General features: G+C 73.8%; 28 protein-coding genes. 16 read left to right on the top strand and 12 right to left on the bottom strand.

Annotated elements, in window-relative coordinates; translation table 11 throughout:
- Positions 1-32: 32 nt before the first annotated feature.
- Positions 33-1,136, bottom strand: coding sequence for an IS30 family transposase (locus O7611_RS18725; protein ID WP_442929358.1), 1,104 nt, complete (start codon positions 1,134-1,136; stop codon positions 33-35).
- Positions 1,137-1,283: 147 nt separating this feature from the next.
- The gene (locus O7611_RS18720) at positions 1,284-1,799 is read right to left on the bottom strand and encodes a cadmium resistance transporter (RefSeq protein WP_269697317.1); all 516 of its coding nucleotides are present in this window, start codon (positions 1,797-1,799) and stop codon (positions 1,284-1,286) included.
- 476 nt (positions 1,800-2,275) lie between these two features.
- Between O7611_RS18720 and O7611_RS18715 the strand changes: the two genes are divergently transcribed.
- The 3 genes from O7611_RS18715 (at position 2,276) to O7611_RS18705 (ending at position 5,429) form a co-directional block, all read left to right on the top strand.
- The gene (locus O7611_RS18715; protein WP_007072022.1) at positions 2,276-2,503 is read left to right on the top strand and encodes a helix-turn-helix domain-containing protein; all 228 of its coding nucleotides are present in this window, start codon (positions 2,276-2,278) and stop codon (positions 2,501-2,503) included.
- 43 nt (positions 2,504-2,546) lie between these two features.
- Positions 2,547-3,314: an enoyl-CoA hydratase/isomerase family protein gene (locus O7611_RS18710; protein ID WP_194803158.1), complete on the top strand. Its 768-nt coding sequence runs from the start codon at positions 2,547-2,549 to the stop codon at positions 3,312-3,314.
- Between the two features lie 132 nt (positions 3,315-3,446).
- On the top strand, positions 3,447-5,429 hold the full coding sequence (locus tag O7611_RS18705; protein WP_194803198.1) for an ABC transporter ATP-binding protein: 1,983 nt from the start codon (positions 3,447-3,449) through the stop codon (positions 5,427-5,429).
- Between the two features lie 81 nt (positions 5,430-5,510).
- On the opposite strand, the gene mug is transcribed toward O7611_RS18705, so the two are convergent.
- The 6 genes from mug to O7611_RS18675 all read right to left on the bottom strand — a co-directional run bounded on the left by mug (position 5,511) and on the right by O7611_RS18675 (position 9,889).
- The gene (gene mug, locus O7611_RS18700; protein WP_194803157.1) at positions 5,511-6,131 is read right to left on the bottom strand and encodes a G/U mismatch-specific DNA glycosylase; all 621 of its coding nucleotides are present in this window, start codon (positions 6,129-6,131) and stop codon (positions 5,511-5,513) included.
- A 112-nt stretch (positions 6,132-6,243) separates the two neighbouring features.
- On the bottom strand, positions 6,244-7,005 hold the full coding sequence (locus tag O7611_RS18695; protein ID WP_269697316.1) for an SDR family oxidoreductase: 762 nt from the start codon (positions 7,003-7,005) through the stop codon (positions 6,244-6,246).
- Between the two features lie 31 nt (positions 7,006-7,036).
- The gene (locus tag O7611_RS18690; protein ID WP_194803155.1) at positions 7,037-7,483 is read right to left on the bottom strand and encodes a hypothetical protein; all 447 of its coding nucleotides are present in this window, start codon (positions 7,481-7,483) and stop codon (positions 7,037-7,039) included.
- Complete coding sequence (locus O7611_RS18685; protein WP_269697315.1) at positions 7,480-8,298, bottom strand: DUF692 domain-containing protein; 819 nt, start codon at positions 8,296-8,298, stop codon at positions 7,480-7,482. The genes O7611_RS18690 and O7611_RS18685 overlap by 4 nt, the downstream gene beginning before the upstream one ends.
- Positions 8,295-9,212, bottom strand: coding sequence for a TIGR04222 domain-containing membrane protein (locus O7611_RS18680; RefSeq protein WP_269697314.1), 918 nt, complete (start codon positions 9,210-9,212; stop codon positions 8,295-8,297). Before O7611_RS18680 ends, O7611_RS18685 begins: the two co-directional genes overlap by 4 nt.
- A 104-nt stretch (positions 9,213-9,316) precedes the next feature.
- Positions 9,317-9,889 carry a TetR/AcrR family transcriptional regulator gene (locus O7611_RS18675; protein WP_194803152.1) on the bottom strand — a complete coding sequence of 191 codons (573 nt, stop codon included), beginning with the start codon at positions 9,887-9,889 and terminating at the stop codon, positions 9,317-9,319.
- A gap of 105 nt (positions 9,890-9,994) precedes the next feature.
- On the opposite strand from O7611_RS18675, the gene O7611_RS18670 reads away from it, so the two are divergent.
- The 3 genes from O7611_RS18670 (at position 9,995) to O7611_RS18660 (ending at position 12,712) form a co-directional block, all read left to right on the top strand.
- The gene (locus O7611_RS18670) at positions 9,995-10,840 is read left to right on the top strand and encodes a carbon-nitrogen hydrolase family protein (RefSeq protein WP_194803151.1); all 846 of its coding nucleotides are present in this window, start codon (positions 9,995-9,997) and stop codon (positions 10,838-10,840) included.
- Positions 10,841-10,899: 59 nt separating this feature from the next.
- Positions 10,900-11,544, top strand: coding sequence for an HAD family hydrolase (locus tag O7611_RS18665; RefSeq protein ID WP_194803150.1), 645 nt, complete (start codon positions 10,900-10,902; stop codon positions 11,542-11,544).
- 238 nt (positions 11,545-11,782) lie between these two features.
- Positions 11,783-12,712, top strand: a complete 930-nt coding sequence (locus O7611_RS18660) for a serine protein kinase RIO (RefSeq protein ID WP_194803149.1) — start codon at positions 11,783-11,785, stop codon at positions 12,710-12,712.
- A gap of 46 nt (positions 12,713-12,758) precedes the next feature.
- Here O7611_RS18660 and O7611_RS18655 read toward each other — a convergent pair whose 3' ends face one another.
- Complete coding sequence (locus tag O7611_RS18655) at positions 12,759-13,007, bottom strand: DUF2630 family protein (protein WP_013287422.1); 249 nt, start codon at positions 13,005-13,007, stop codon at positions 12,759-12,761.
- Between the two features lie 311 nt (positions 13,008-13,318).
- Here O7611_RS18655 and O7611_RS18650 point away from each other — a divergent pair, with 311 nt between their 5' ends.
- The 8 genes from O7611_RS18650 to O7611_RS18615 all read left to right on the top strand — a co-directional run bounded on the left by O7611_RS18650 (position 13,319) and on the right by O7611_RS18615 (position 21,630).
- Positions 13,319-14,656, top strand: coding sequence for a cytochrome P450 (locus tag O7611_RS18650; protein ID WP_194803197.1), 1,338 nt, complete (start codon positions 13,319-13,321; stop codon positions 14,654-14,656).
- Positions 14,653-15,528 (top strand): terpene synthase family protein, encoded by an 876-nt coding sequence (locus O7611_RS18645; RefSeq protein ID WP_269697313.1) that lies wholly within the window; start codon positions 14,653-14,655, stop codon positions 15,526-15,528. Before O7611_RS18650 ends, O7611_RS18645 begins: the two co-directional genes overlap by 4 nt.
- The gene (locus tag O7611_RS18640) at positions 15,525-17,084 is read left to right on the top strand and encodes a prenyltransferase/squalene oxidase repeat-containing protein (RefSeq protein WP_194803147.1); all 1,560 of its coding nucleotides are present in this window, start codon (positions 15,525-15,527) and stop codon (positions 17,082-17,084) included. The genes O7611_RS18645 and O7611_RS18640 overlap by 4 nt, the downstream gene beginning before the upstream one ends.
- A gap of 80 nt (positions 17,085-17,164) precedes the next feature.
- Positions 17,165-19,651 carry a sensor histidine kinase gene (locus O7611_RS18635; protein ID WP_194803146.1) on the top strand — a complete coding sequence of 829 codons (2,487 nt, stop codon included), beginning with the start codon at positions 17,165-17,167 and terminating at the stop codon, positions 19,649-19,651.
- Positions 19,652-19,717: 66 nt separating this feature from the next.
- Positions 19,718-20,143, top strand: coding sequence for a roadblock/LC7 domain-containing protein (locus O7611_RS18630; protein WP_030503283.1), 426 nt, complete (start codon positions 19,718-19,720; stop codon positions 20,141-20,143).
- Positions 20,140-20,529, top strand: coding sequence for a DUF742 domain-containing protein (locus O7611_RS18625; protein WP_013287416.1), 390 nt, complete (start codon positions 20,140-20,142; stop codon positions 20,527-20,529). Before O7611_RS18630 ends, O7611_RS18625 begins: the two co-directional genes overlap by 4 nt.
- Positions 20,510-21,118, top strand: a complete 609-nt coding sequence (locus tag O7611_RS18620) for a GTP-binding protein (protein ID WP_013287415.1) — start codon at positions 20,510-20,512, stop codon at positions 21,116-21,118. The genes O7611_RS18625 and O7611_RS18620 overlap by 20 nt, the downstream gene beginning before the upstream one ends.
- Positions 21,119-21,147: 29 nt before the next feature.
- On the top strand, positions 21,148-21,630 hold the full coding sequence (locus O7611_RS18615) for a GNAT family N-acetyltransferase (protein ID WP_194803145.1): 483 nt from the start codon (positions 21,148-21,150) through the stop codon (positions 21,628-21,630).
- 19 nt (positions 21,631-21,649) lie between these two features.
- Here the strand turns inward: O7611_RS18615 and O7611_RS18610 are convergent, their stop codons facing one another.
- On the bottom strand, positions 21,650-22,498 hold the full coding sequence (locus tag O7611_RS18610) for a LysR family transcriptional regulator (RefSeq protein ID WP_194803144.1): 849 nt from the start codon (positions 22,496-22,498) through the stop codon (positions 21,650-21,652).
- Positions 22,499-22,593: 95 nt separating this feature from the next.
- On the opposite strand from O7611_RS18610, the gene O7611_RS18605 reads away from it, so the two are divergent.
- Positions 22,594-23,325: an SDR family oxidoreductase gene (locus O7611_RS18605; RefSeq protein ID WP_269697312.1), complete on the top strand. Its 732-nt coding sequence runs from the start codon at positions 22,594-22,596 to the stop codon at positions 23,323-23,325.
- A gap of 10 nt (positions 23,326-23,335) precedes the next feature.
- On the opposite strand, the gene O7611_RS18600 is transcribed toward O7611_RS18605, so the two are convergent.
- Both O7611_RS18600 and O7611_RS18595 read right to left on the bottom strand, forming a co-directional pair.
- Positions 23,336-24,112: a hypothetical protein gene (locus tag O7611_RS18600; protein ID WP_194803142.1), complete on the bottom strand. Its 777-nt coding sequence runs from the start codon at positions 24,110-24,112 to the stop codon at positions 23,336-23,338.
- Positions 24,113-24,163: 51 nt separating this feature from the next.
- A complete protein-coding gene (locus O7611_RS18595) occupies positions 24,164-24,634 on the bottom strand; it encodes a YfbM family protein (protein ID WP_269697311.1) in 471 nt (156 codons plus the stop codon).
- A gap of 84 nt (positions 24,635-24,718) precedes the next feature.
- On the opposite strand from O7611_RS18595, the gene O7611_RS18590 reads away from it, so the two are divergent.
- On the top strand, positions 24,719-25,123 hold the full coding sequence (locus O7611_RS18590; RefSeq protein WP_269697310.1) for an SRPBCC family protein: 405 nt from the start codon (positions 24,719-24,721) through the stop codon (positions 25,121-25,123).
- The last annotated feature ends 13 nt before the right edge of the window (positions 25,124-25,136 follow it).

Below are 25,136 nucleotides of genomic sequence, written 5' to 3'. Positions count from 1 at the left end.
GGAGAGGCGGGGTCAAGGGGTGAGTGCAATCGTCAGGTGGTGATGAGTTGTGCGAGGCGTTGGGCTGGGGTGTTCCAGCCCAGCGTTTCGCGGGGCCGGGTGTTGAGTTCGTGGGCGACGTGGTCCAGGCCGCGCTGGTCGATGGCGCGGAAGTCGTAGCTGCTTTTGGGGAAGTACTGGCGTAGGAGCCCGTTGGTGTTCTCGTTGGTGCCGCGTTGCCAGGGGCTGTGGGGGTCGCAGAAGTAGACCGGGCAGCCGGTGGCGACGGTGAACACCGGGTGGGTGGCCATTTCCGTGCCTTGGTCCCAGGTCAGCGACCGGCGCAGGTGTGCCGGCATGCGGGCTGCCAGGGCGGTGAGGACACCGATGACGGCTTCGCTGTCGCGGCCGTGAGGCAGCGCGCCGAGCATCACATAGCGGGTGGTCCGTTCCACCAGGGTCACGATCGCCGAGGCTCCGGCCTTGCCGATGACCAGGTCACCTTCCCAGTGCCCGGGCACCGCCCGGTCGGCAGCCTCAGCCGGCCGGTTACTGATCCGCAGGTCCCCGATCCAGGGCCGCCGACTACGGGCGGCACCCGCGGCCCGCGACTGCGGGCGCCGCTGGGTGCGACCCGAGCGCAGCGCCACCTGCCGGGTCAACTCCGCCCGCAGGCTGCCCCGCGACTGCACATAGATCGCCTGGTAGATCGTCTCGTGGGACACCTGCAACTCCGGCCGGTCGGCGAACGTGGCCCGCAACCACGCGGCGATCTGCTTCGGAGACCACCTACGCGCCAGTTTCCCCGCCACCACCTGCCGCAGCCGCGTGCCCGCCGCCAACTTCGAGACCACCGGCCGCCGCCGGGCCCCGTCAGAACGCCGCTGCGCCCACTGCGCCTGATACCCCCACCGATACGGACGCCGAGCCCGCCCGGACGGCAGTGACCGCCCGAGCGGGTTCCTCGTCCCGTGCCGCGCACTGTTGTTCCGCGCCACCTCCCGCGACACCGTGCACACCGGCACCCCGAGAACCTCCGCGATCTGCGAGATCGTCCGACCCGACCCCCACAGATGCTCCAACACCTGCCGATGCCCGAACGTCATCACACCCGGCCTCGCCACCAGCCCCTCCAGCCCAACCAAGATCAGTTGCACTGAAGCCTAGAAACCGCCAGATCCAGATCGCCGTCAACTTCATGATCGACGGGGTGGGTCGGGGCGGGTCGGTCAGGTCCGGAGGGTGGCCAGGTGGGGGAGGACGCCGGAGGTGAGCAGGATGGTCGCGCCGATGACTTATGAATATCACCGGCGCCAGCCAGTGGCCGGCGCGGCCGACCAGGGCCACCACCCGGGGGTGCCGCCGAGCGCGGCGGCGACCGCGCACCACACGGCCACCAGTAGCGCGAGCGCCAGCAGCCAGACCAGGCCGGTGGCCGGGTCGAGGGAGCGGAACACCGGCACGTAGGCGGCGACGTTGTCGACTCCGTTCGCCACGGTGACCCCGGCGACGCCGAGCAGGCTGCCGACCACCGCCGGCGGCTCGTCGTCGCCGCGGGACATCAGCGCGCGTATGCCGAGCGCGATCGGCAGCAGGCCGAGCAGGCCGGGCCACGGGTCCGGCACCACGAGCAGCCCGGCGGCGGCCACCACCGCGACCGCGACGAGCGCGCCGATGCCCGCGTACTGCCCGGCGACGATCTGCCAGGGCCGGGGGCGTCCGGCGTGCCGGAGGGTCACGAACAGCACCATGAGCACGACGGTGTCGTCGAGATCGGTGGCGGCGAAGACACCGGCGGCACCCGCCGCGGCCGTGATCACGTCAAACACCCCGCGCGCGATACGGCCCGCCGCACCGGCCATCGCATGATCCACACCAGTTCGCCGAAGTGGAGGTGTCCGGAGCATGGTGATGCAGCCACTTCGGGGAAGTGGTGTCGATCATGCGGGAGGATGCCGCCACTTCGCCGAAGTAGGGCGAAGTGAATCGTCGCCTGTCGATCGGTGGGCCGGTTGGGGGTACGTCTCGTGCTTTCGGCGGCATGGACAAGCGGTCACGAGGCGGGGCGTGGGGCTCGTCCCCCCGCTGCGATGCCGCCACCTCGCCGAACTGCCGCGTGCAGGCTCGCCGGCGGGGCGGTGCGGATCAGCCGGCCGGAAGGATCACTCTATCGGGAAGCTGACATTGCGTAGCGTGTCGGTTGGCGAATAGTTGATATCTGGCGCATGATCGTCCGAGGCGGTCTAATAGGTGGGACCGTATCCGAACCGCACAGTCTGGGACGTGAGGAATCAGCATGGCAGCCACCGGCACAGCCACCAGCACTGAGAAGGGTCGCCGGATCGTCGGGGCCGAGCGTCAGACGCTCGCCAAAGACCTGGTAAAGCGGTACACCGGCGGAGAGAGCATCCGTGCTCTGGCGGCCTCGACCGGCCGTTCCTACGGGTTCATCCACCGGGTGCTCACCGAGTCCGGGGTGCAGCTGCGGCAGCGCGGCGGCGCCCGGCGCCGGAAGAAGGCGTGACCCGCCCCCCAGCGTCGTCCATCAGCGCGTTCCGGGGCGTCCGGTGACCGCCGAGACGACCGGAGTGCGCTTCGACTGCGACGGGCCGGTCGCGACGGTGACGTTGTGCCGGCCCGACGTACTCAACGCCCAGACCCCGGCGATGTGGCGCGCCATGAGCGACTTCTCCCGGGACCTGCCCGGCGACGTGCGCGTCGTCGTCGTACGCGGAGAGGGGCGCGCCTTCTCCGCGGGCCTGGACCTGACGGTCGCCGGTGCGACCGGGCCGGGCTCCTTCGCCGAGCTGGCCGCGATGCCGGAGGCGGAGTGCGCCGACCGGATCGCCGACTACCAGGGTGGGTTCACCTGGCTGCACCGGCCGGACGTGGTGTCGATCGCCGCCGTGCAGGGCCACGCCATCGGCGCCGGCTTCCAGCTCGCGCTGGCCTGCGACATGCGCGTGCTCGCCGCCGACGCGAAGCTCTCGATGGCCGAGGTGACCCTCGGCCTGGTTCCCGACCTGGCCGGCACGCGCCGCCTGGTCGAGCTGGTCGGCTACTCCCGGGCGCTCGAGATCTGCGCCACCGGCCGGCGGATGGACGCCGCCGAGGCGGACCGGATCGGCCTGGCCACGCTCGTGGTGCCGAACGACGAGCTGGACGGCGCCGTGCGTGATCTCTCCGCCGGGCTGCTCGCCAACAACCGGGACGCGATCATCGAGATCAAGGCGCTGCTCGCGGGCGCGGCCGACCGTTCGCACGCCGAGCAGCAGCGCGCCGAGCGGGAGGCGCAGACCCGGCGGATCCGGGACCTGGCCGGGCGGGGCGAATAGCCGGTACGGCGATTTCGTAAGGACCGTTCGGGAAGATCTGGGTTACTCGCGAGGTTGTCACAGGCGTCGGGAGAATGGACTCCGACGGTTCATGCTGCCCCGACGACCCGGAGGTGACGAGTGTCCCACCCGATGGCCGGCGGCGGCATGGGCGGCTGGAGCATGCTCCGGTCGCTGCGCAACCGCGACGAGGTCTCCGCCCACGAGCTCAAACGCGGCACCGCCCGGCGGATCGTCGCGTTCGCCCGGCCCTACCGGCGCGACATCGTCGTCTTCCTGATCACCGTGGTCATCGCCGCGGTGATCGGCGTGGCCACGCCGCTGCTCGCCGGCGACGTCATCGACGCGATCGCCGGCGGCGGCGCGGACGCCCGCTCGACCGTCGTCCGGCTCGCCCTGATCATCGCCGCGCTCGCCGTGGCCGACGCGCTGTTCTCGCTGGTCCAGCGGTGGTATTCGGCCCGTATCGGCGAGGGCATCATCCTCGACCTGCGCACCCGGGTGTACGACCACGTCCAGCGGATGCCGCTGCAGTTCTTCACCCGCACCCAGACCGGCGCCCTGGTCAGCCGGCTCAACAACGACGTGCTCGGCGCCCAGCGGGCGTTCACCTCGACGCTGTCCGGCGTGGTCAGCAACGTCATCCAGCTCGTGCTCACCGCCGGGGCGATGCTCGTGCTGTCGTGGCAGATCACCGTGCTGGCGCTGGTGCTGCTGCCGATCTTCATCATCCCGGCCCGCCGGGTCGGCCGGCGCCTGGCCGAGATCACCCGCGAGTCGTACAACCTCGACGCCAAGATGAACGCCACGATGACCGAGCGCTTCGGCGTGGCGGGCGCGCTCCTGGTCAAGCTGTTCGGCGCGCCGGAGGTGGAGGCCGACCGGTTCGCCCGCCGGGCCGAGCGGGTGCGCGACATCGGCATCCAGTCCGCGATGTACTCGCGGACGTTCTTCGTGGCGATGCTGCTCGTCGCGTCGCTGGCCCAGGCGCTGACGTACGGCGTCGGCGGCTGGCTCGCGGTCACCGGGGCGGTCAGCGCCGGCACCGTCGTCAAGCTGGCGCTGCTGCTGACCCGCCTCTACGGCCCGTTGACCGCGCTGTCCAACGTCCGGGTCGACGTGATGAGCGCGCTCGTCTCCTTCGACCGGGTCTTCGAGGTGCTCGACCTGCGCCCGACCATCGCCGAGAAGCCCGACGCGGTTCCGGTGCCGCGCGGCAACGGCCGGGTCGAGTTCCGCGACGTGCGCTTCCGCTATCCGAGCGCCGCCGAGGTGTCCCTCGCCTCCCTGGAGGAGGTCTCGACGCTCGACCGGACGGTGAACGAGCCGGTGCTGCGGGGCGTCTCGTTCGCCGTCGAGCCGGGTCAGATGGTGGCCCTGGTCGGTCCGTCCGGCGCCGGCAAGTCGACGCTGTCCATGCTGATCTCCCGGATCTACGACGTCAGCGACGGCCAGGTGCTCGTCGGCGGCGTCGACGTACGAGACGCCACGCTCGCCTCCCTGCGCGACGAGATCGGCGTGGTCACCCAGGACTCGCACCTGTTCCACGAGACGATCCGGGAGAACCTGCGCTACGCCAAGCCCGACGCCACCGACGACGAGATCTGGGCGGCGCTGGCCGGCGCGCAGGTCGCCGACCTGGTCCGGGCGCTGCCGGACGGGCTCGACACGACTGTCGGCGAGCGGGGCTACCGCTTCTCCGGCGGCGAGAAGCAGCGCATCGCCATCGCCCGGCTGCTGCTCAAGGCCCCGTCGATCGTGATCCTCGACGAGGCCACCGCCCACCTGGACTCGGAGAGCGAGGCGGCGGTGCAGCGGGCGTTGTCGGTGGCGCTGACCGGGCGTACCGCGCTGGTCATCGCGCACCGGCTCTCCACGGTGCGCGACGCCGACCAGATCCTCGTGCTCGACGAGGGCCGGATCGTGGAGCGCGGCCGGCACGACGAGCTGGTGGCGGTCGGCGGCCTGTACGCCGAGCTGTACCGCACCCAGTTCGCGGTCACCGACTCGCCCGCGCCCCACGCCGAGGCCGAGCAGCCCGAGCCGGTGGTGACCACGGTGCCGATGGGCACCTACGTCGCCCACGAGGCCATGCCCCCGGCCGCCGCCAACTAGCGGCCCGGCGAGACCACATCCCGGCGCCGAGCCGTCGACAGCGCGGCGGCGCCGGACGACCGGCCCGCGACGACCGAAGCCCTAACCCGCGACGACCTCGGCGCGCAGCTCGGCGAACGCGGCGCCGAGCGTCTCCGGGGTGAAGTGGGCGTTCAGGCCGCTCGGATTGGGCAGCACCCAGAGCCGGGCCGCCGCGAGCGTCTCCGGCTGCGGCCCGAAACCGGCCTTCGGCCGGGCGAACCCGATCCGGTACGCGGTCACCCCGACCACCGCCACCCAGCGCGGCCGGTAGTGCTCGACCTTCGCGGTGAGCGTGGCGGCGCCGTCGACCAGTTCATCGGCGGTCAGCTCGTCGGCACGGGCGCTGGCCCGGGCCACCATGTTGGTGATGCCGAGGCCCAGCGCCGGAAGCATGTCCTGCTCACTGGGGTGCAGCAGCCGCGGCGTGAAGCCGCCGCGGTGCAGGGCGGGCCAGAACCGGTTGCCAGGGCGGGCGAAGTGCCAGCCGGTGGCCGCTGACCACAGGCCCGGGTTGATGCCGACGAACAGCACGTCCAGACCGGGTGCGATCACATCGGGCAGCAGCCGGTCGGCCGCCGCGGCGAGCTGCTCGCGGCTGGGCCGGGGATGGCTGCGGGCGGGCGTGCCGGGTCCGGGCGCGGCCTCGGGCCGTCCACCGCCCGGCCGCCGTCGATCGCTCATCGGCCCACCGTCCCGGGTGAACGGCCCGCCGCGGGCGCGGCCACCCGCACCCGGCCGGCCGCCGCGGAAAGCCCGCCCACCGCCGCGGGAAGCCCGGCCGTCGCGCCCACCGTCACAGCCCGCGCAGCGCGCCGCCGTCGACCGGAACGGTGATCCCGGTGACGTACCCGGCGGCGGGGGAGAGCAGGAACGCGGCCACCCGGCCGAACTCCGCCGGGTCGCCGATGCGCCCGAGCGGGATCGCCGCCTCGGCCTGCGCGCGGGCCCGCTCCGGATCGCCGGAACCGGCCAGCAGCTCCCGGTTGCGGTCGGTCATGATCCGTCCCGGCAGCAGGCTGACCACGCGGACGCCGCGCGGGCCGAACTCGTCCGCCATGTCCTTGGCCACGCCGGCGAGGCCCGGCCGCAGGCCGTTGGAGATGCCGAGCCCGGGCAGCGGTCCGCGTACCGAGGTGGACAGCACCAGCCCGATCGCGCCGCCGTCGGTGAGCGCGCCGGCCACCGTGCGGGCGAGCCGGACGCTGCCCAGGAAGACCGTCTCGAACGACTCCCGCCACTGCTCGTCGCTGACGGTGGCGGCGGTGCCGGGCGGTGGGCCGCCGACCGAGATCAGCGCACCGTCGAGACGGCCGAAGTGTTCGCGGGCGGCGGCGACGAGCCGCTCCGGGGTGGCGGGGTCGGCGAGGTCGGCGGTCAGCCCGATCGCCCGCTGCGGGTCACCGAGCGCCTCGATCGCGGCGGCCACCCGTTCCGGGGTACGCGCGGAGATGACCACCCGGGCGCCGTCGGCGACGAGGTGTTCGGCGGTGGCGAAGCCGAGGCCGCCGGAGGCGCCGGTGAGCACGTACACCCGGTCGGCGAGTCCGAGATCCATGCACCGATCCTGCCGTACCGGCGGGTGCCTGTCAGCGCGGGGCGGGCCGCACCAGGCGTACCCGGCCGAGAACCTGAACCGCGACGGCGCCGCCGGTCCGGGCGAGGGCCGGCAGCCGGCGCGGCCGGGGCGGGCGGTGGCCGTCGTAGCGGCTCGCGGACTCCCGCGCGGCCAGCTCGTCCGCGCCCAGCGGCGGCAGCGCGTGACGGTCGCGCAGGTCGCGGGCCAGGTCCCAGCCGTCGCGAAGGGAACCGTTCGTGGGACGGCCGTCGGCCCACGTGGTGAACGTGGCCGGCCAGGCGGACCCGAGGCCGGCCGCGAGCAGCGGCCAGTGCCGGGCCACGTCGCCGGCCCGTTTGCGCAGCAGCGCCCGGCGGGCCGCCTCGACCGGGGCCGGGGCGAAGCCCGGCGGCAGCGGTCCACCGGCGACGAGCGCGGCGACCAGCTCGGCCTGCCGGGCCGCCAGGTCGCCGCTCACGTGACAACCGGGTGGCCGGAGGCGGCGGCCAGCGCGTCGAGTTCGCCCCGCAGCTCGGCGGCGGGCGGGTAGTGCCCGTCGCGTTCCAGCAGCAGCGCGGGCGGCCGGCGCCTGGTGCACAGCTCGCGGACCAGGTCCAGCACGGCGGCGGGCACCGGGTCGGTGTGCGTGTCGTGGTAGAAGCTGCCGTGTTCGGCACCGCCCGCCACGTGCACGTAGGCGATGCGCTCCAGCGGCAGCCGGTCCAGCAGCGCGGCCGGGTCGCCGCCCCGGTTGCGGGCGTTGGCGTGCACGTTCGCCACGTCGAGCAGCAGCAGCGCGTCGGTGGCGTCGAGGATCTCGGTGAGGAAGTCCGCCTCGTCCAGCTCGTCGTCCGGCCAGTCGAACAGCGCCGCGATCGGTTCCAGGGCCAGCGGCACCGGCAGCTCCGCCTGCGTCCGCCGGACGTTCGCCACCACCGCCGCGACCGCCTCGCGGCTGCGCGGCAGCGGCAGCAGGTGACCGGCCTCCAGGCCGCCGGCCCGCACGAACGCGATGTGCTCGCTCACCAGCGGCGCGTCCAGGGCCGCGGCCACCCCGGCCAGGTGCGCCACCCGGGCCGGATCGACCGGTTCCGCGCCGCCGAGGGACAGCCGCACCCCGTGGGGTACGACGTCGACGCCGCGTCCGCGCAGCTCGGCGAGCCCGTCCGGGAGCGGCCCGGCCGGGGCGACCGCCTCCGCGACCACCTCGACGAAGCGCAGCCCCGGCAGCCCGGCGACGAAACCGGCGATCTCGGGGCGCCAGCCGATGCCGACGCCGGACGGGCCGCTCATCCGCCGCACCCGCCGCCCCCGCCGCAGCCACCACCCCCGCCGCACGAGCTGCCGCCCCCGCAGGAGCTGCCGCCTGCGGTCGCCCCGCCGCCGCACGAGGTGCCGGTGCTCGCGCCGCCCGCGCTGCCCATCGCCTGCCGCTGGATCTCGGCCTGCTCCGCGAAGCCCGGATCCATCGTCCAGAGCGTGGCGGTGCCGAACAGGGCCACGCCCAGCGCCACGTCCGTCGCGCCGTACGTGGAGTAGGCGGGCCCGGCGGCCGGTCGCAGCCAGGCGTGCCGGCGGCGCATGTCGTTCAGCGCGGCGGTGGCCGCCCGGGTGCGCCAGGGCACGCGGTTGAGCAGCACGAACGCGAGGCCGAGCGGGAACAGGCTGAGCAGCAGCCAGCCGGTGGGCCGGTCGTTGAGCATCCCGGAGACCGCGCGCACGATGCCGATCACCAGCAGGGCTCCGACCAGCAGGGCGCCGCGCCGCAGGGTCCGGCGCCGCTCCTGGTCGAGGGCCAGACCCCGGCGTACCAGGCCGTCGCGCAGCTCGTCGAGCGCCCGCCGGACCCACTCGTCGGCGGCCAGTTCCCGGGTCCGCAGACCGCGGCTGGCCGCGTGGTGCACCGCCTGGTCCAGCGGGGTGGCGCCGGCCGGCAGCGGGCCGCCGGTGGTGAGCCGCCGGTCCGGCCGGACGCCGACCGCGCCGCAGTGGCGCAGCCCGCCGAGCGCGGCCCAGACGGCGAGCTGGTCGCCACCGTTGAGGTAGGCGACCTGCTGCGGACCCAGGTCGCCGTACGCGGTCACCGGCGTGCCCGCCAGCATGCGCCGCCGGTACACGATCGCACCGATGACCAGGACGACGGCGAGCAGGAGGTACCAGCGCAGGAATACGGGGCCGGGGATGCCCCAGGTGTCGGAGGGGGTCATCGTCTGCTCCTGTCGCGAGGAGGGGTCGCGGCTCATTGTGGAGCAGGCGCGCCAGAGTCGATCTCCTGGAGGGGCGTAGTTACCGGACCGAGACCGGCGCCGGTTCAGTGCCGGCGGACGGCCTCCTCGACCAGGTCGAGCACGCGGGCCAGGTCGCCGGCCGGCCGGCCCATCGCCAGGTGCAGCACCAGTCCGTCGTAGGCCAGCTCCAGGAACTGGGCCAGCACGTCGATCGGCACGTCGTCGCGGAGCACACCCGCCTCGCGCTGGCGCAGCAGACGCTCCCGGGTCGCGGCGGCGATCGCCTCGGACCGTTCCGCCCAGCGCTTGGCGAAGGCGGGGTCGGTGCGCAGCCGGCGGGAGACCTCCAGCTGGCTACCGAGCCAGCCGGTGGTGTCCGGCGAGACGGCCCGGGCGAGCAGGTCGCGCATGACCTGCACCAGGCCGTTACGGGCCACCGTCTCCACCATCGCGGCGGCGTCGTCCTCGGCCACGGCGAGGAACAGCGAGTCCTTGTCCCGGAAGTGGTGGAAGATCGCGCCCCGGGACAGGCCGGTGGCCTCCTCCAGCCGCCGCACTGTGGCGCCCTCGTAGCCGTGCCGGGCGAAACACGCCCGCGCCGCCGCGAGGATCTCCTGCCGGCGCGCGTCGAGCTGGTCCTGACTTACTCTGGGCACGAACGGATCGTCCCAGGTGGAACCGGCCGATGCAAACCGTACGTACGGCTTGAGATGCGATTCCGGATGATCATCCGCGCATCGCCGAGTGGTTAGGATCGGCGCGTGACCGCCCCGCCCGCGCACCCGCTCACCGTCGCCGCCGTCCAGGCCCAGCCCGTCCCCGGTGACGTCGCCGGCAACGCCCGTGCCGCCGCCCGCCTCGTCGGCCGGGCCGAGGGTGCCCGCGTCGTGGTGCTGCCCGAGCTGTTCCTGCCGGCGTACCATCCGCCGACGCTCGGCGCCGATCCGGAGGGCACGGACGTCGCGGCCGACGCCGACGGCCGGGTGACCGACGCCCGGCTGGACCCGCTGCGCTCCGCCGCCGCCGACGCGGGCGCCGCCGTCGTGATCGGCGCCGCCGTCCGCCACCCCGACCGGCGGCGCACCATCTCCTCGCTCGTGGTGGACCGGGCCGGCACGGTCACCGCCGCGTACGACAAGCAGCAGCTCTGGAGCGGCGAGCGGGAGCTGTTCGACGCCGGCCGCCGGGGCGCCACGCTCGAGGTCGACACGTGGCGGCTGGGACTGGGCGTCTGCTACGACGGCTGCTTCCCGGAGCACGCGCGGGCCGCCGCGGGCGACGGCGCGCACGGCTACCTCTGCCCGAGCGGGTACCTGGCCGGCTCGGCGCACCGCCGCGACCTCTACTACGCCGCGCGGGCGCTGGACAACACCATGTACGTGGTGTTCGCCAACTCGGTCGGCGGCGCCGATCCGTGGCGCTTCAACGGCGGCGCGGCGGTGTACGACCCGGAGGGCCGGCCGCTGGCCCGGGGCGCCGACACCGGTGAGGACGTGCTGGTGGCCACGCTGGACCCGGACGCGCTGGCCGCCACCCGTGCGGCGCACACCATGCTGCGGGATCGCCCGCTCGACGCCGGGGCGGCTCGCGCCGTCCTCGTGGCCTGATCGCCGTGGCGGGGCCCTCGGCCCTGTCGGTGCTCCGGCCCGTCCCGTAGGGTGCCCAGGTGCCGTTGCTCCTGCTCGATCTGGACAACACCCTGCTGGACCGCGACGGGCCGTTCCGCGCCTGGGGAGAACGCTTCCTGGACGGCATCGGCGCGCCGCCGGCCGACCTCGACTGGTTGGTGTCCGTGGACGCGGACGGGCTGACCAACAGGTGGGACGTGGCGGACGCGATCCGTGACCGGTACGCGCTGCGTATCCCCTCGATCGACCTGGTCGACGAGCTGCACGACGGCGTGGTGGCGCACATGCGGCTGGACCCGCTGGTGGCCTGCGCGCTGCGGATCGCCGCGGACGCCGGCTGGGTGCCGGTGGTGGTCACCAACGGCGCGTCCCGTCAACAGGACGCCAAGATCCGCAAGACCGGCCTGGACCGCTACGTCGCCGACTGGGTGATATCCGAGGAGGCGGGCGTCAGCAAACCGAACCCGAGGATCTTCGCGCTCGCCGCCCAGCGGGCCCGGATGCCGCTGCGCGGCGCGTGGGTGGTCGGCGACAGCCCGGAGGCGGACATCGGCGGCGCGACAGCCGTGGGCCTGCCCAGCGTCTGGCTGCACCGGGGACGCCGCTGGGCCGATCCGAGGTTCGCGCCCACCCGGATCGAGGACGGTCTGATCGCCGCCGTCGCGGCCGTCCTGGCCGGCTGACGGCGCTCGGCGGCGCGGGCCGGCGGCGGCACGGCGGCGCGGGCCGGCAGGCGGCGCGGCGGCACGGTGGCGCACCGCGCGGAAAATCCGTTGACCCGCCGCGGGCGGGGCACGAGCATGGTGCCGCGCGACTGCGCAGCCGGGTGTGCCCGGTCGAGGAGAGGGGGTCGGTCATGGCCGTTTTCGCAGGGTCTTACCACCTGCCTCCACCAGCCTCGATCGAAGGACAGATCCACCCGTGCGCGATCACGACATCCCGGCGCCGCAGCGCCGAGGCCGCGGCAAGAGCCGCTTCGACGACGACGAACCCGACTTCCTGAAGCGGGGGCGGCGTACCCCGCCGACCCTCACCGACCCGGACGCCGAGCCCGAGGCGGAGGACGCCTGGTCCTCCTGGGACCAGGCCGTCCACGGCCCCGAGCCGCACCCGGAGTGGCTGGTCACCGAACTGGCCGCCCGGGACACCGAGCTCGGGGTACTCAAGACCGGCAAGGAGGCGGACGTCCACCTGGTCCGCCGTGCCGTGCCGGGTACCGACCGCGCCTGCCTGCTCGCGGTCAAGCGCTACCGCGACGCCCAGCACCGGCTGTTCCACCGCGACGCCGGTTACCTGGAGGGCCGCCGGGTACGCCGGTCCCGTGAGATGCGGGCGATGACCGGCCGCACCGCGTTCGGCCGGCAGATGATCGCCGGGCAGTGGGCGGCGGCCGAGTTCGCCGCGTTGTCCCAGCTCTGGGAGATCGGGGCCGCCTCCGGGCGGATCGCCGTGCCCTACCCGGTGCAGCTGCTCGGCACCGAGCTGATGCTGGAGTTCGTCGGCGACGCCGAGGCGGGGGAGGCCGCGCCGCGGCTGGCCCAGGTCCGGCCCGACGACGACGAGCTGCGCGACCTGTGGGACCAGCTCGTGGAGGCGTTGACGGTGCTCGCCCGGGCCGGGTACGCACACGGCGACCTGTCCCCGTACAACCTGCTGGTGCACGCGGGCCGGCTGGTGATGATCGACCTGCCCCAGGTGGTCGACGTGGTGGCGAACCCGCAGGGGGCCGACTTCCTGGCCCGCGATGTGCGGGTGGTGGCCGCCTGGTTCACCGCCCGCGGGATGCCCGCGACGGTGACCGACCCGATGGCGCTGACCGAGGCGCTGCTGCGGGAGGCGGGCGTCCGCTGACCGGCCGGCGTCCCGGGCGGGAGACCGCCCGGGACGCCGGTCCGGGTCACTGCAGGTAGCGCTCGACCTCGGGCACCGGGCGTTCGCCCTGGGCGTCCGGGTCGCCGTGTGCCTGGCGGGCCGCGCGGCGGCGGCGCAGCAGGTCCCAGCACTGGTCCAGGGACTCCTCCAGCGCGCGCAGCCGCTCCCGCGCCTCGTCGTCGGTGCCGGCCTCGTGCTGCTGCGCGTCGGCACGCAGCCGGTGCTCCTCGTCGACGAGTTCCGAGATCCGGCTCAGGATGGTCTTGTCGTCCATGCCCGAAGCTTGGCACAGCGGACGGGTCCGCGCCCGCGTTCCGCCGCCGTCCGTCAGAGGTGAGCGTTGCTCGCTCTCCGCAACGGCCACTGTGTACGCGAGTGACGCATATCCCACGGGCTCCATTCTCGACAAAGAGATTGTTGTTACGTGAAATATCCTCCGACCTGCCTTTTGATCTGCGGCTCAGGATGGCATGCTCGCGAGCAACGTCACGGGTCGATACGGAGTCGCGACCCTGAGTCAACCGAGGGAGCGTTCAGGTGCCCGAACCGACGGACACACCGAGGCCCACCGGCCGACCCCGAACCGTGCCGCTGCGGCAGATCCTGCCGGCGGTGCTCCGCGACCCCGCCCGCGCACTCATCGACATCGGTAACCGTACCGAAGGTGAACTGGTCCGGCTCAACCTCGGCTCGTTCCGCCCCTACCTGGTCACCCACCCCAAGCACGTGCAGCACGTCCTGCGTGACCGGGCGGACAACTACGAACGAGCAGGTGACGGGCTGTTCTGGCGCCCGGTCAAGCGGCTGTTCGGCGAGGGGATCCTCGGCGAGGGGCAGATCTGGTCGGCCAGCCGCCGGATGCTCCAGCCGATGTTCACCGCCAAGCGGGTCGAGGCGCTGGTCGACGGGATGGCCGACGCGATCCGTGACGCGGTGGAGGAGCTGGACGAGCCGGCCCGCGCCGGCCAGCCGGTCGACATCGGCGTGGAGCAGGCGCGCATCGTCAGCCGGGCGATCATGAAGGTGCTGTTCGCCGACCGGATCTCGGTGCCGGACGCGATGCGCGTCATCGAGGCGCAGGACCGCATCGCCACCGCCGTCATCCCCCGGATCATCGTGCCGTTCGCGCCGCTGTCCCTGCCGATGCCCGGCGACCGCACGTTCGCCCGCGCCGTCCGCATCGTCGACGACGTGCTGGTGCCGATCGTCCGCGAGACGCGGGAGTCCGCCGACCAGGGCGACGACGTCATCTCGACGCTCTGGCAGGCCCGCACCGACGACGGGCGGCAGCTCGACGAGCGGCAGGTCCGCAACGACACAGTGGCGATGTTCGCCGCCACCACGGAGACCACCATCAACGTGCTGACCTGGGCCTGGCCGCACCTGGACCAGCACCCCGAGGTGGCCGGGCGGCTCTACGCCGAGATCGACGAGGTGGTCGGCGGCGAGCCGGTACGCCGTGAGCACCTGAGCCGGCTCACCTACACCCGGATGGTGCTGGACGAGCTGCTGCGGCTCTACCCGATCGGGTGGATCATCCCGCGCCGTGCGGTCGCCGGGGACGTCATCGACGGCGTGCCGATCGAGCCCGGCGCCACGATGGCGGTCAGCCCGCTGATCACCCAGCGGATGCGGCAGTTCTGGGACCGCCCGGACGAGTTCGACCCGGAACGGTTCCGCCCCGAGCGCGTCCGCACCCGCCACCGGTACGCCCACTTCCCGTTCGGCGGCGGGCCGCACCAGTGCCTCGGCATGTACCTGTTCTACCTGGAGGCCCAGCTCATCCTCGCCACCATGCTCAGCCGCTACCGCTTCCGGCTGCACCGCCCCGGCGTACCCGGACTGCGGCTGGCCGCGGCGCTGCGGCCGCGCGAACGCGTCGAGCTGACGCTCGTCGCCGCCGGGCGGACGGAGCCGGCATGACCGACGGGCCGACACCCGATCCGCTTACGGTCGCCGCGGAGCAGGGCCGGGTCTGCGCGCTCGCCGCGCAGGGCCAGCGCGGCCTGCGCAGGGCCGCCGCCGCGCACCCCGAGCTGTTCCCCGGCGACCCGTTCGACGCGACGCTGTTCAGCAGCATCGCGCAGGCGATGGCGTTCAGCGCCCCCTGGCACACCGCCGCCGAGCTGGCGGTGACCAACCGCGCGGTGCTCTGGGGCTTCGCCGTCGACTGGCTGGTCGACCACCAGGCCACCAGCCGGGCCGAGGTCGACCGGATCACCGCCGTCTGCCTGGACGTGCTCGACGGCGGCGAGTCCGCCGACCCGCTGGGCCGGTTCCTCGCCGAGCTGCGCGACGACGTCGCCGCCGCACCCGCATATCCGGCGCTGCGCGGCCTCTGGCGCGACACGATGGCCCGCACGCTCGACGCGATGGCCCGCGAGTGGGACTGGCGGCACACCGGCCGTCCCACGCTCGCCGAGTACCTCGCCAACGCCGACAACCTCGCCGCCACTGTGGTGAACGTGGCCCACTGGATCCACACCGGATCGGTGTCCGACGCCGCCACGCTGGCGCGGCTGATCGAGGTCGGCGACGAGGTGCAGCGGGCCCTGCGCCTGGTCAACGACCTCGGCACCCACCGCCGCGACGCCGAGTCCGGCGACCTCAACGCGCTGCTGCTGGTGGACGATCCGGCCGAGGTCGAGCGGCTCTTCGCCGAGCAGGTCGACCACTGCCGCGTCCTGCTGGCGAAGCTGGCCGGCGAGGTGCCGCGGGAGGCCGGCTTCCTGTCCCGGCAGCTCGGCTTCACCGCCGGCTTCTACCGGAACACCGACTTCTGGGGCGTGCGGTGACGCTCACCGCCGGATCGGTGCCCGCCACCCGGTCCGGGACCACGCACGACCTGATCACCGCGCTCGGCGGCGAACCGGAGGGACAGACGTCGGCGTCGGTCTACGAGACCGGACGGCTGGTCGCGCTCGCACCCTGGCTCGACGGCCACGACCGGCGCGTGGCCTGGCTGCTGGACCGGCAGCGCCCGGACGGCGGCTGGGGCGGTCCCGGCGGGTACGCGCTGGTGCCGACGCTGAGCGCGGTCGAGGCCCTGCTCGCCGTGCTGCACCGCGACGGGCCGTCCGTCGCGCCCGCCGACGCCGCGCGCCGGGGCCTGACGTACCTGACCGGCGCGCTGCGCGACGGCACCCCGCCGGACCTGCCGGCCACCGACCTGATCGTGCCGGCGCTGCTGACCGCCGTGGACCGGCACCTCGGCGGCCCGGCCGGGCCGCCACCCGGGCTGGCCGAGTGGGCCGGCCGGCCCCGCCTGCCGCTGCCGGCCGGTCTCGACCCGGCCCGCCTGAACCGGGTACGCGGACTGCTCGCCACCGGACGCCCGGTGCCGGAGAAGCTGGCGCACGCGCTGGAGGTGGCGGGCGAGCTGGCGTACCGGGCGCCCGGGGTGCGCCCCTCGGTCAGCGGCGCGGTCGGCGCCTCACCGGCCGCCACCGCCGCCTGGCTTGGCGGCCCGGAGCCCGGGCCCGCGCTCGACTACCTGAACACGGTCGCCCGGCCCGGCCCGGTGCCCTGCGCGAGCCCGATCACCGTGTTCGAGCGGGCCTGGGTGCTCGGCATCCTGGTCCGGGCTGGAGTGCCGGTCGGCGCGCCCGAGCCGGTGCTGACCGAGCTGCGCGCCGCGGTCGGACCGTCCGGCGCGGCCACCGCGCCCGGCCTGCCCGCCGACGCCGACACCACGGCGGTCACGCTCTATGCGCTGGCCCGGCTGGGCCGCGCACCCGGTGTCGCGCCGCTGGCCGGGTTCGACACCGGAGCGCACTTCTGCACCTGGCCGGGGGAGGACGGCGCCTCGCTGACCACGAACGCGCACGTGCTCGACGCGCTCGGCGAGCATCCGAGCGCACCCGGCGTCACCGGCGCCCGGCGCCGGGTCACCGAGTGGCTGCTGGAGCGGCAGGAGCCGGACGGGCGGTGGGAGGACCGCTGGCACGCCTCGCCGTACTACGCCACGTATGCGGTGCTGCTGGCACTGGCCGACCACGCGCCGGACGGCGCGGCGCGTACCGCCGTCGAGCGCGGGGTGGCCTGGCTGCTGGACACGCAACGCCCGGACGGCTCCTGGGGACGGTGGGACGGCACCGCCGAGGAGACCGCGTACGGGGTGCTCGCCCTGGCCGACGCGGGCCGGCCCGGTGACCCCCGGATCACGTCGGCGCTGGTGCGGGGGCGTCGTCGACTGTCCGAGCTGGACGGATCCGAGGGTGAACCGGCACTATGGCACGACAAGGACCTCTACCGCCCGACGCGGATCGTGCGCGCCGCGGTGCTGGCGGCCTCCGGCCGTGCCGGGGCGGCCTGGACCGGGGCCGCACCTACCATGATCAGGATCGCTTGAATGAGGTTCACGACGGCTGCTAGCGTGCGCCGGAGTCGATCGGATTCCGAACCGACCGAAGACCGGGCCAGGACGGTGTGATGGGTTCCCGCAGTACGAATCTCCGTACGAAGATCATCGCGCTGCTGGCGTCGCTGACCGCGCTCTGGGCGTTCGCCGCGTGGGTGACCGTACGGGACGGATTCAACCTGCTCGGCGTGCAGACGCTCAACGCGCGCGTCTTCGAGCCGAGCGACCCGCTGCTGCAGGAGTTGCAGGCCGAACGCCGGCTGTCGCTGCGCTACCTCGGTGAGTCCGACCCGAGCCGGCTGCAGGAGCTGGAGGCCCAGCGCGCGCGTACCGACGAGACCGCCGGCGCGCTGTGGCGCTCGGTGCGGGACTGGCGCACCGAGATCCCGGCCAGCGAGGAGCTGATGCAGCGGCTCGACGAGCTGAAGACCGAACTGGACCAGCTCGGCCAGATCCGCGCCGACGTCAGCCGCAAGACCATCGACCGGACCACCACGCTCATCGCGTACGACGAGGCGGTAGACGGGATCTTCGCGGTCTTCGACGCCCTCGGCGGCCTCGACGACGACGAGATCGCCAAGGACACCGCCGCGCTGATCGACCTCAACCGGTCCCGCGAGCTGCTGTCCCAACAGGACGCGCTGCTCACCGGCGCGATCGCGGCCAACCGGATCACCGTCGGCGAGCAGACCGCGTTCGCCCGCCTGGTCGGCGCGCAGTGGTTCCTCGCCGACCGCACCGCCCGCGAACTCGCCCCCGGCGACCGTGCCCGCTTCGAGCGGATGGTCGAGGGCGAGGCGTTCCAGCAGCTCCGCACGCTCCAGGACCAGGTGCTCGCGGCCAAGGGTGCCGAGGTGCGCCCCCCGGTGACCGCCGCGGCGTGGCAGGCCGCCGCCGAGAAGGCGATGGCCGACCTGCGCGAGGTCATCCTCGCCGGCGGTGAGGACATCGTGTCCCGGGCCACGCCGGTCGCGGTGGGCGTCATCGTACGGCTGGTGCTCGCCGCCGGTCTCGGCCTGATCGCCGTCATCGCCTCCGTGGTCGTCTCGATCACCACGGCCCGGGCGCTCGTCCGCCAGCTCGAACGGCTCCGCGAGGCCGCCTTCAAGCTGGCCCACGAACGCCTGCCGAGCGTGGTGGACCGGCTCGGCCGCGGCGAGGAGGTGGACGTCGCCCGCGAGGCGCCACCACTGCAGTTCGGCGACGACGAGATCGGTCAGGTGGGCAAGGCGTTCAACGTCGTGCAGGAGACCGCCGTCCGCACCGCCGTCGAGCAGGCCGAGCTGCGCCGCAGCGTCCGCGACGTGTTCCTGAGCCTGGCCCGGCGCACCCAGGCGCTCGTGCACCGGCAGCTCACGCTGCTGGACGCGATGGAACGGCGCGAGCACGACGCCGAGGAGCTGGAGGACCTGTTCCGGGTCGACCACCTGGCCACCCGGATGCGGCGCAACGCGGAGAACCTGATCGTGCTCTCCGGCTCGACGCCGGGCCGGGCCTGGCGGCGCAACGTCCCCATGGTCGACGTGGTGCGCGGCGCGGTCGCCGAGGTCGAGGACTACACCCGGGTCACCGTGCGCCCGCTCGGCGAGGTGGCGCTCACCGGCCGTGCCGTCGGTGACGTCATCCACCTGCTGGCCGAGCTGATCGAGAACGGACTCTCCTTCTCCCCGCCGCAGACCACGGTGGAGGTACGCGGTCAACTGGTGGCGAACGGCTTCGCCATCGAGATCGAGGACCGTGGCCTCGGCATGAGCGCCGACGAGCTGGCCGCCGCCAACGCGCGCATCGTGGACCGGTCCGAGCTGAACCTCGCCGACGCCGCCCGGCTCGGCCTGTTCGTGGTCAGCCGGCTCACCGAGCGGCACGGCGTCAAGGTGCAGCTCAAGGAGTCCGCGTACGGCGGGACCACCGCTGTGGTGCTGATCCCGCGTGAACTGATCACCGCCGACGGGGCCGACGGGGCCGACGCCCTGCCCGCACCCGGGACGGCCCTTCCCACGGCACCTGCGCCGGACCCGGTGCGGCGCACGCCGGCCGGCGACGGCGACGGACCGGCGACCCCGCCCGGTCCGGACGGCGCCGCCGAATCGGACCAGCCGTCCGAGCCCGCCCCGCAGGTGCCGGAGCCGGTGACGCGGGCGCCCCGGCTGACCCCGTCCGGGCTGCCGGCGCGTACCCGCAAGCGGCAGCCCGCGGTGGCGGGGCCGACCACGGAGCTGGCGGTGGTGGAGCGGCGGCCCGCCGCCACGACCGACGCGGCGGAGGCGTCGCCGGCGACGGAGCCGGAGACCGAGGCGGAGACGGCGCCGGTCACCGACGCGGGACTGCCGGTCCGGGTACGCCAGGCCAGCCTCGTGCCGGAGCTGCGGCACGACCAGAACGCGGCGGACGACGACGCCGCCGACGACGACACGGCGCGTGCACCGGAGCAGGTGCGCCGGATGATGAGCTCCTACCAGAGCGGCACCCGACGCGGCCGTACCGATGCCGCACGCCTGCTCGGCGGAGCGCAGGGGGCCGGCGGTGGGCCGGCCGACGCGGACGAGCAGGTTACCTGACCGGGACGTCGACGCGACGGAAACCGGAAGCTGACGGCACACAAGCCGGGAAGATGAGGACGACGAGTGGCGCAGAAGACGGCTTCGAGCGCGGATCTGACGTGGCTGCTGGATGACCTGGTCGGCCGGGTCAAGCAGGCGGAGCACGCCGTGGCGCTCTCCACCGACGGACTGTTGATGGCCTCGTCCCGCGGATTGAGCCGGGACGACGGCGAGCACCTGGCGGCGATGGCGGCGGGCATCCAGAGCCTGGCCCGCGGCGCGGGCAAGCGGTTCGGTGGCGGACAGGTACAGCAGACCATCATCGAGATGCAGTCCTCCTTCCTGTTCGTCACAGCGGCCGGGCGCAACGCATGCCTGGCGGTGCTGGCCTCGGAGGACGCGGACGTCGGCCTGATCGCGTACGAGATGGCCATGCTCGTCACCCGGGTCGGCCGGTTCGTCGCGTCACCGACCCGGGAACAGCCCCTCGGCGAGAACGCGGCACGATGACCGGCCGGGGGGACTCCGCGGAGCAGGAGTGGGTGGACGACCACGCCGGCCCGGTGGTGCGCCCGTACGCGGTGACCGGAGGCCGGGCCCGCCCGGTCACCGGCACGTTCGACCTGATCTCGCTGGTCACCTCGACCCGCACCGATGTCGGGTCGGAGTCCGGGCTGGGCCCGGAGCACGTGGCGATCGTCGGCCTCTGCCAGCGGATCCTCTCCGTGGCCGAGATCGCCGCCCATCTCGACCTGCCGGTGGGCACGGTCCGGGTCCTCCTCGGAGACCTGGCCGCCCGCAGCCTGGTACAGGTACGCGAGCCGCGCGCGACCACCGCCGGCCTTCCCGACGAGCACGTTTTCGAGGCGGTAATCAATGGACTACGGGCGCTCTGAGCGGCCGGCGGGCGCCGCTCCGCTGCCCACCGCGATCAAGATCCTGATCGCGGGCGGGTTCGGCGTCGGCAAGACCACGATGGTCGGCGCGGTCAGCGAGACCCGGCCGCTGCGCACCGAGGAGGTGCTGACCGAGACCGGGATCGGCATCGACGACCTGTCCGGCATCGAGGAGAAGTCGACCACCACGGTGGCGATGGACTTCGGCCGCATCACCATCAGCGACGACCTGGTGCTCTACCTGTTCGGCACACCCGGGCAGGACCGGTTCTGGTTCGTCTGGGACGAGCTGGCGCTCGGCGCGCTCGGCGCGGTGGTGCTCGCCGACACCCGCCGGCTGGCCGACTGCTTCCCGTCGATCGACTACTTCGAGGGGCGCGGTACGCCGTTCGTGGTGGCGGTGAACTGCTTCGAGGGCGCCAAGACGTTCCGCCTGGACGAGGTGCAGGCCGCGCTCGACCTGGACCCGGGCGTACCGGTGGTGCTGTGCGACGCACGCAAGCGGGAGTCGGCCAAGGAGGTGCTGATCACGCTGCTGGAGCACGCCATGAAGCTGCGGGAGGCGCGCCGCCGCGCCGCCGAGGACTGAGCGGTCACAACATCGACGGGGGAGTGGCGATGACCGAGGTGAGCGTACGGGCGATGTCGGCGGAGGAGTTCGAGCGCTGGCAGGACGACCTGGCGGCCGGCTACGCGCAGGAGCACGTGGCCGCCGGCAACTGGACTCCGGAGGAGGCGCTCGACCGGGCCCGGCGGGAGAGCGCCGCCTTCCTGCCGCAGGGCATGGACACGCCCGGCATGCTCTTCCTGCTCGGCGTGCTGGCCGACGGCTCGCCGGTGGGGCGCCTGTGGATCGGTCTCACCCACCCGCGCGGTCTCGCCGACTGCGCGTTCCTCTACGACATCGAGGTGGACGCCGGGCACCGGGGCCGGGGGCTCGGGCGGGCGCTGCTCGCGGCCGGGGAGCGGGCGGCCCGGGAGCACGGCGCCCAGGCGCTGGAGCTGAACGTCTTCGGCGCCAACGAGACGGCGCGAAAGCTGTACGAGACGTCCGGCTACCGGGTGGTGACCCAGCAGATGCGCAAGGATCTGCCCGCCTAGGAGCCGGGTCAGAGGAGGGTCAGAGGCGGGTGGCGGTCCGGATCAGGGCGGCGAGGGGCCGGGACCGGCTGTGCGGCGGCCACGCGATCACAGTGGTCACCGCCGGGGCGTCCGGCACCGGCACGGCGGTCAGGTCGGCGAGCAGCAGCGACCGGACCGACTCCGGCAGCACCACGGCGGTGCGGCCGAGCGCGATGAGCTGGAACAACTGGGCGTGGTCCCGGACCTCGGGGCCCGGACCGTCCGGGTACGACCCGTCGGCCCGGGGCCAGCGCGGCATCGGCAGGCCGGGCAACGTCTCCACCTCGGCCATCAGCAGGTGCGGCCGCCGGGCCAGCGGATGTCCGGCCGGCAGGACCGCCACCTGCTGTTCGGTGACCAGTTCCTCGGTGTCCAGCCCCGTGGTCGAGTCGAACGGCAGGTGCAGCAGCGCCACGTCGGCCCGACCGTCGCGCAGCAGCCGTTCCTGTTCGCCGATGCCGCACAGCAGCACCTCGACGGGGACCGCGTCCGGCTCGGCCGCGTACGCGTCGAGCAGTTTCGGCAGCAGCTCGCTCGATGCACCCGCCTTCGTCGCCAGCACGAGTCCGGGGCCGCCGTTCACGGCCTCACCGGCGCGGCGGGTACGGCGGTCGGCGGCGTCCACGGCGTCCAGCGCGGCCCGGCCCTCCCGGAGCAGCACCGCACCGGCGGGGGTGAGCACGACGCGGCGGCTGTCCCGTTCCAGCAGCGTCACGCCGAGGCGCCGTTCGAGCTGGCGGATCGCCCGCGACAGCGGCGGCTGGGCGATGCCGAGGCGGCGCGCGGCGCGGCCGAAGTGCAGTTCCTCGGCGACCGCGACGAAGTAGCGAAGCTCCCGCGTCTCCATCCCGCCACCGTACCGCCGGATCGATACCCGTCGGGTATCGCTCACTACCGAGGTGGTGTTGGAGGCCCGTCCGCCGCGCGGACAGGATCGAGACCATGAGCGAACGGACGATCGCGCTGGTGACCGGCGCGAACAAGGGAATCGGGTACGAGATCGCGGCCGGCCTGGGCGCGCTGGGCTGGCGGGTGGGCGTCGGCGCCCGGAACGAGCAGCGGCTCGCCGAGGCGGTGGCGAAGCTGCGCGCGGGCGGCGTGGACGCGTTCGGCGTACCGCTGGACGTCACAGACGACGCGAGCGTGACCGCCGCCGCCCGGCTGCTGGAGACGGAGGCCGGCGGCCTGGACGTGCTCGTCAACAACGCGGGCGTGACAGGTGGTGTGCCCCAGCACCCGGGTGACGTGGACCTCGCGACCATCCGGACGGCGGTCGAGGTGAACGTGATCGGGGTGGTCCGGGTGACCGAGGCGATGCTGCCGCTGCTGCGCCGCTCGGCCACGCCGCGGATCGTCAACATGTCCAGCGGCGTCGGCTCGCTGACCCGGCAGAGCGCCTCGGAGGGCGAACACCAGACCGGCCCGCTGTCGGTGGCGTACTCGCCGTCGAAGAGCATGCTCAACGCGGTGACCATCCAGTACGCGCGGGCGCTCGCCGGCACGAACATCCTGATCAACGCCGGCTGCCCGGGTTTCACCGCGACCGACCTGAACGGCTTCCGGGGCGTGCGGACCCCGCAGCAGGGCGCGGCGATCGGAATCCGGCTGGCGACGCTGCCGGACGACGGGCCGACCGGCGGCTACTTCGAGGACGCGGGCGTGATCCCGTGGTGAGCGCCGTTCGTCAGCACCACATGACCGGGTTGCCGGTCGCCACCGACGCCGCGCACAGCCGGCGCAGCGGCTCCACGATGTAGGCGAAGTCGCCGCCCGACCGGCTCCTGGTCCGCACCCCGAGCCGTTCGGGCGGCGGCTCACCGTGCTCGCCCACCGGCCGCATCGCCACCACCGTCCGCGTCCCGCCGGCGGTGAACTCCACCCGGTCGCCGGGCAGCGGCCGCTGACCGAACCGCACGGCCCGGAACAGCGTGGCGGGCGGGTCGGCGGTGTCGACAACGAAGAAGCCGTCCGGATCGACCCCGGCCCGGAAATCCGGGCCCAGCATGAACACCCCGTGGTAGCTCTCGACGTACTGCATCAGCACCCGGCCGGTCGCCTCGTCGACCAGCTCCACCTCGTCGGTGATCCGGTCGGTGCGCGCGAACGCGTCCAGCTCGGCGAGCGCGACCGCCGCCCGGTCGGCCGGCACCGAGCCGCCGTTGAGGTTCGGGAGCGCGGTGGCGAGCGTCGGGAAGCGCTCCGGGCCTGCGGCGCGTAGCGCCTGCTGGAACAGCCGCACGCCGGCCCAGTTGGACACGTGCTCGCTCGCCTGCTCCATGGCCTTGTGCGGGCACGCCTCCGACTGCCAGGCGTCGAACGTGCGGTGCGCGGCCTCGTGGCGCTTCCACGGCAGCAACAGCGCGAGGTAGCCCTCCTCGTCGATGCCGACCGGTTCGACCGGGCAGGGCGTGGCGAGGCCGTCCTGCCAGCACCGGCAGTACACGAACGCGTCGAGTCCCACGCCGGCACGCTACCGGCGGCTTCCCGTCGGCGCGTACCCGTTTCCGGCGGGTCAGGTGACGGCGAGCAGCACGGCGTCTCCGCTCGCCGCCGCGTCGCGGTAGAAGTCGCGCAGCGCGGTGAAGTTCGGCAGCAGATAGCCGTCGAACTCGTCGTCGCCGTCGTCCCAGATGTGTGGATAGATCTCGGCCTCCGACATGGCGCCGGGGTCGAAGCTGGCCCGCAGCGTCGCGTCGTCCACCGCGTCGAGCCCGGCGGCCACGATGCGGACGTCGTCGGGCATCAGCAGGCGGGCCGGGCCCATGCCGAGGTCCGGACCGATCGGGTCACCACCCAGGATGGCCGGCCCGGCGTCGCCCCGGATCTCGTACGTGGTGCCGGTCAGCAGGTAGTGCAGCCCGTGCCACGCCTTGTCGAGATTGAGTTCGTCCGGCCCGCCCGGGAACAGCGTGCCGACCTTCTCCGGGTCGGCGAGCACCGCCGCCAGCTCCTCGGCGGACAGCCGGCGTGCGTTGAAGATCATGCCCATGAGTTGCCTCTCGGGAGGGCCGGTGGGAATCGGCGGCAGCGTAACGCGAGCGTCCGACAGCCGTGCCATCATCGGCGCATGGCCACCGACACCCGGCATCTCAGCGTCCACATCGCCCGGCCGGTAGCGGACGTCTACGCCTTCGCCGCCGACCCGGCGAACCTGCCCCGCTGGGCGCCGGGTCTCGGCGGCCCGGTCGTTTCGGTCGACGGTCACTGGTATGTGGACACGCCCGAAGGGCGGGCGCGGCTGACGTTCGCGTCCGCGAACGAGTACGGCGTGCTCGACCACGAGGTGCTGACGCCGTCCGGCGAGACGGTGTACGTGCCGCTGCGCGCGATCGCCGACGGCGACGCCACCGAGGTGGTGTTCAGCCTGCGGCGGATGCCCGGCATGAGCGACGCGGACTTCGACCGGGACACCGCGCTCGTGGAGGCGGACCTGGCTCGGCTCAAGGCCGTGCTGGAGAGCGCCGCCGGCTGAGAGGCGCGTGTGG

The organism is Micromonospora sp. WMMC273 (genome assembly GCF_027460285.1).
Taxonomy (GTDB): domain Bacteria; phylum Actinomycetota; class Actinomycetes; order Mycobacteriales; family Micromonosporaceae; genus Micromonospora; species Micromonospora aurantiaca.
Note: the sequence above shows the minus strand (reverse complement) of the source record. Positions and strands in the feature narration are given on the sequence as shown.

Excerpts from the sequence above, each read along its gene's own strand:
- O7611_RS18620 (WP_013287415.1), top strand. The coding sequence starts at position 20,510 with ATGGACTACGGGCGCTCTGAGCGGCCGGCGGGCGCCGCTCCGCTGCCC.
- O7611_RS18655 (WP_013287422.1), bottom strand. The coding sequence starts at position 13,007 with ATGGACGACAAGACCATCCTGAGCCGGATCTCGGAACTCGTCGACGAG.
- O7611_RS18595 (WP_269697311.1), bottom strand. The coding sequence starts at position 24,634 with ATGATCTTCAACGCACGCCGGCTGTCCGCCGAGGAGCTGGCGGCGGTG.
- O7611_RS18685 (WP_269697315.1), bottom strand. The coding sequence starts at position 8,298 with ATGAGCGGCCCGTCCGGCGTCGGCATCGGCTGGCGCCCCGAGATCGCC.
- O7611_RS18680 (WP_269697314.1), bottom strand. The coding sequence starts at position 9,212 with ATGACCCCCTCCGACACCTGGGGCATCCCCGGCCCCGTATTCCTGCGC.
- O7611_RS18715 (WP_007072022.1), top strand. The coding sequence starts at position 2,276 with ATGGCAGCCACCGGCACAGCCACCAGCACTGAGAAGGGTCGCCGGATC.
- O7611_RS18695 (WP_269697316.1), bottom strand. The coding sequence starts at position 7,005 with ATGGATCTCGGACTCGCCGACCGGGTGTACGTGCTCACCGGCGCCTCC.
- mug (WP_194803157.1), bottom strand. The coding sequence starts at position 6,131 with ATGAGCGATCGACGGCGGCCGGGCGGTGGACGGCCCGAGGCCGCGCCC.
- O7611_RS18590 (WP_269697310.1), top strand. The coding sequence starts at position 24,719 with ATGGCCACCGACACCCGGCATCTCAGCGTCCACATCGCCCGGCCGGTA.
- O7611_RS18610 (WP_194803144.1), bottom strand. The coding sequence starts at position 22,498 with ATGGAGACGCGGGAGCTTCGCTACTTCGTCGCGGTCGCCGAGGAACTG.
- O7611_RS18605 (WP_269697312.1), top strand. The coding sequence starts at position 22,594 with ATGAGCGAACGGACGATCGCGCTGGTGACCGGCGCGAACAAGGGAATC.
- O7611_RS18625 (WP_013287416.1), top strand. The coding sequence starts at position 20,140 with ATGACCGGCCGGGGGGACTCCGCGGAGCAGGAGTGGGTGGACGACCAC.
- O7611_RS18635 (WP_194803146.1), top strand. The coding sequence starts at position 17,165 with ATGGGTTCCCGCAGTACGAATCTCCGTACGAAGATCATCGCGCTGCTG.
- O7611_RS18615 (WP_194803145.1), top strand. The coding sequence starts at position 21,148 with ATGACCGAGGTGAGCGTACGGGCGATGTCGGCGGAGGAGTTCGAGCGC.
- O7611_RS18705 (WP_194803198.1), top strand. The coding sequence starts at position 3,447 with ATGGCCGGCGGCGGCATGGGCGGCTGGAGCATGCTCCGGTCGCTGCGC.
- O7611_RS18645 (WP_269697313.1), top strand. The coding sequence starts at position 14,653 with ATGACCGACGGGCCGACACCCGATCCGCTTACGGTCGCCGCGGAGCAG.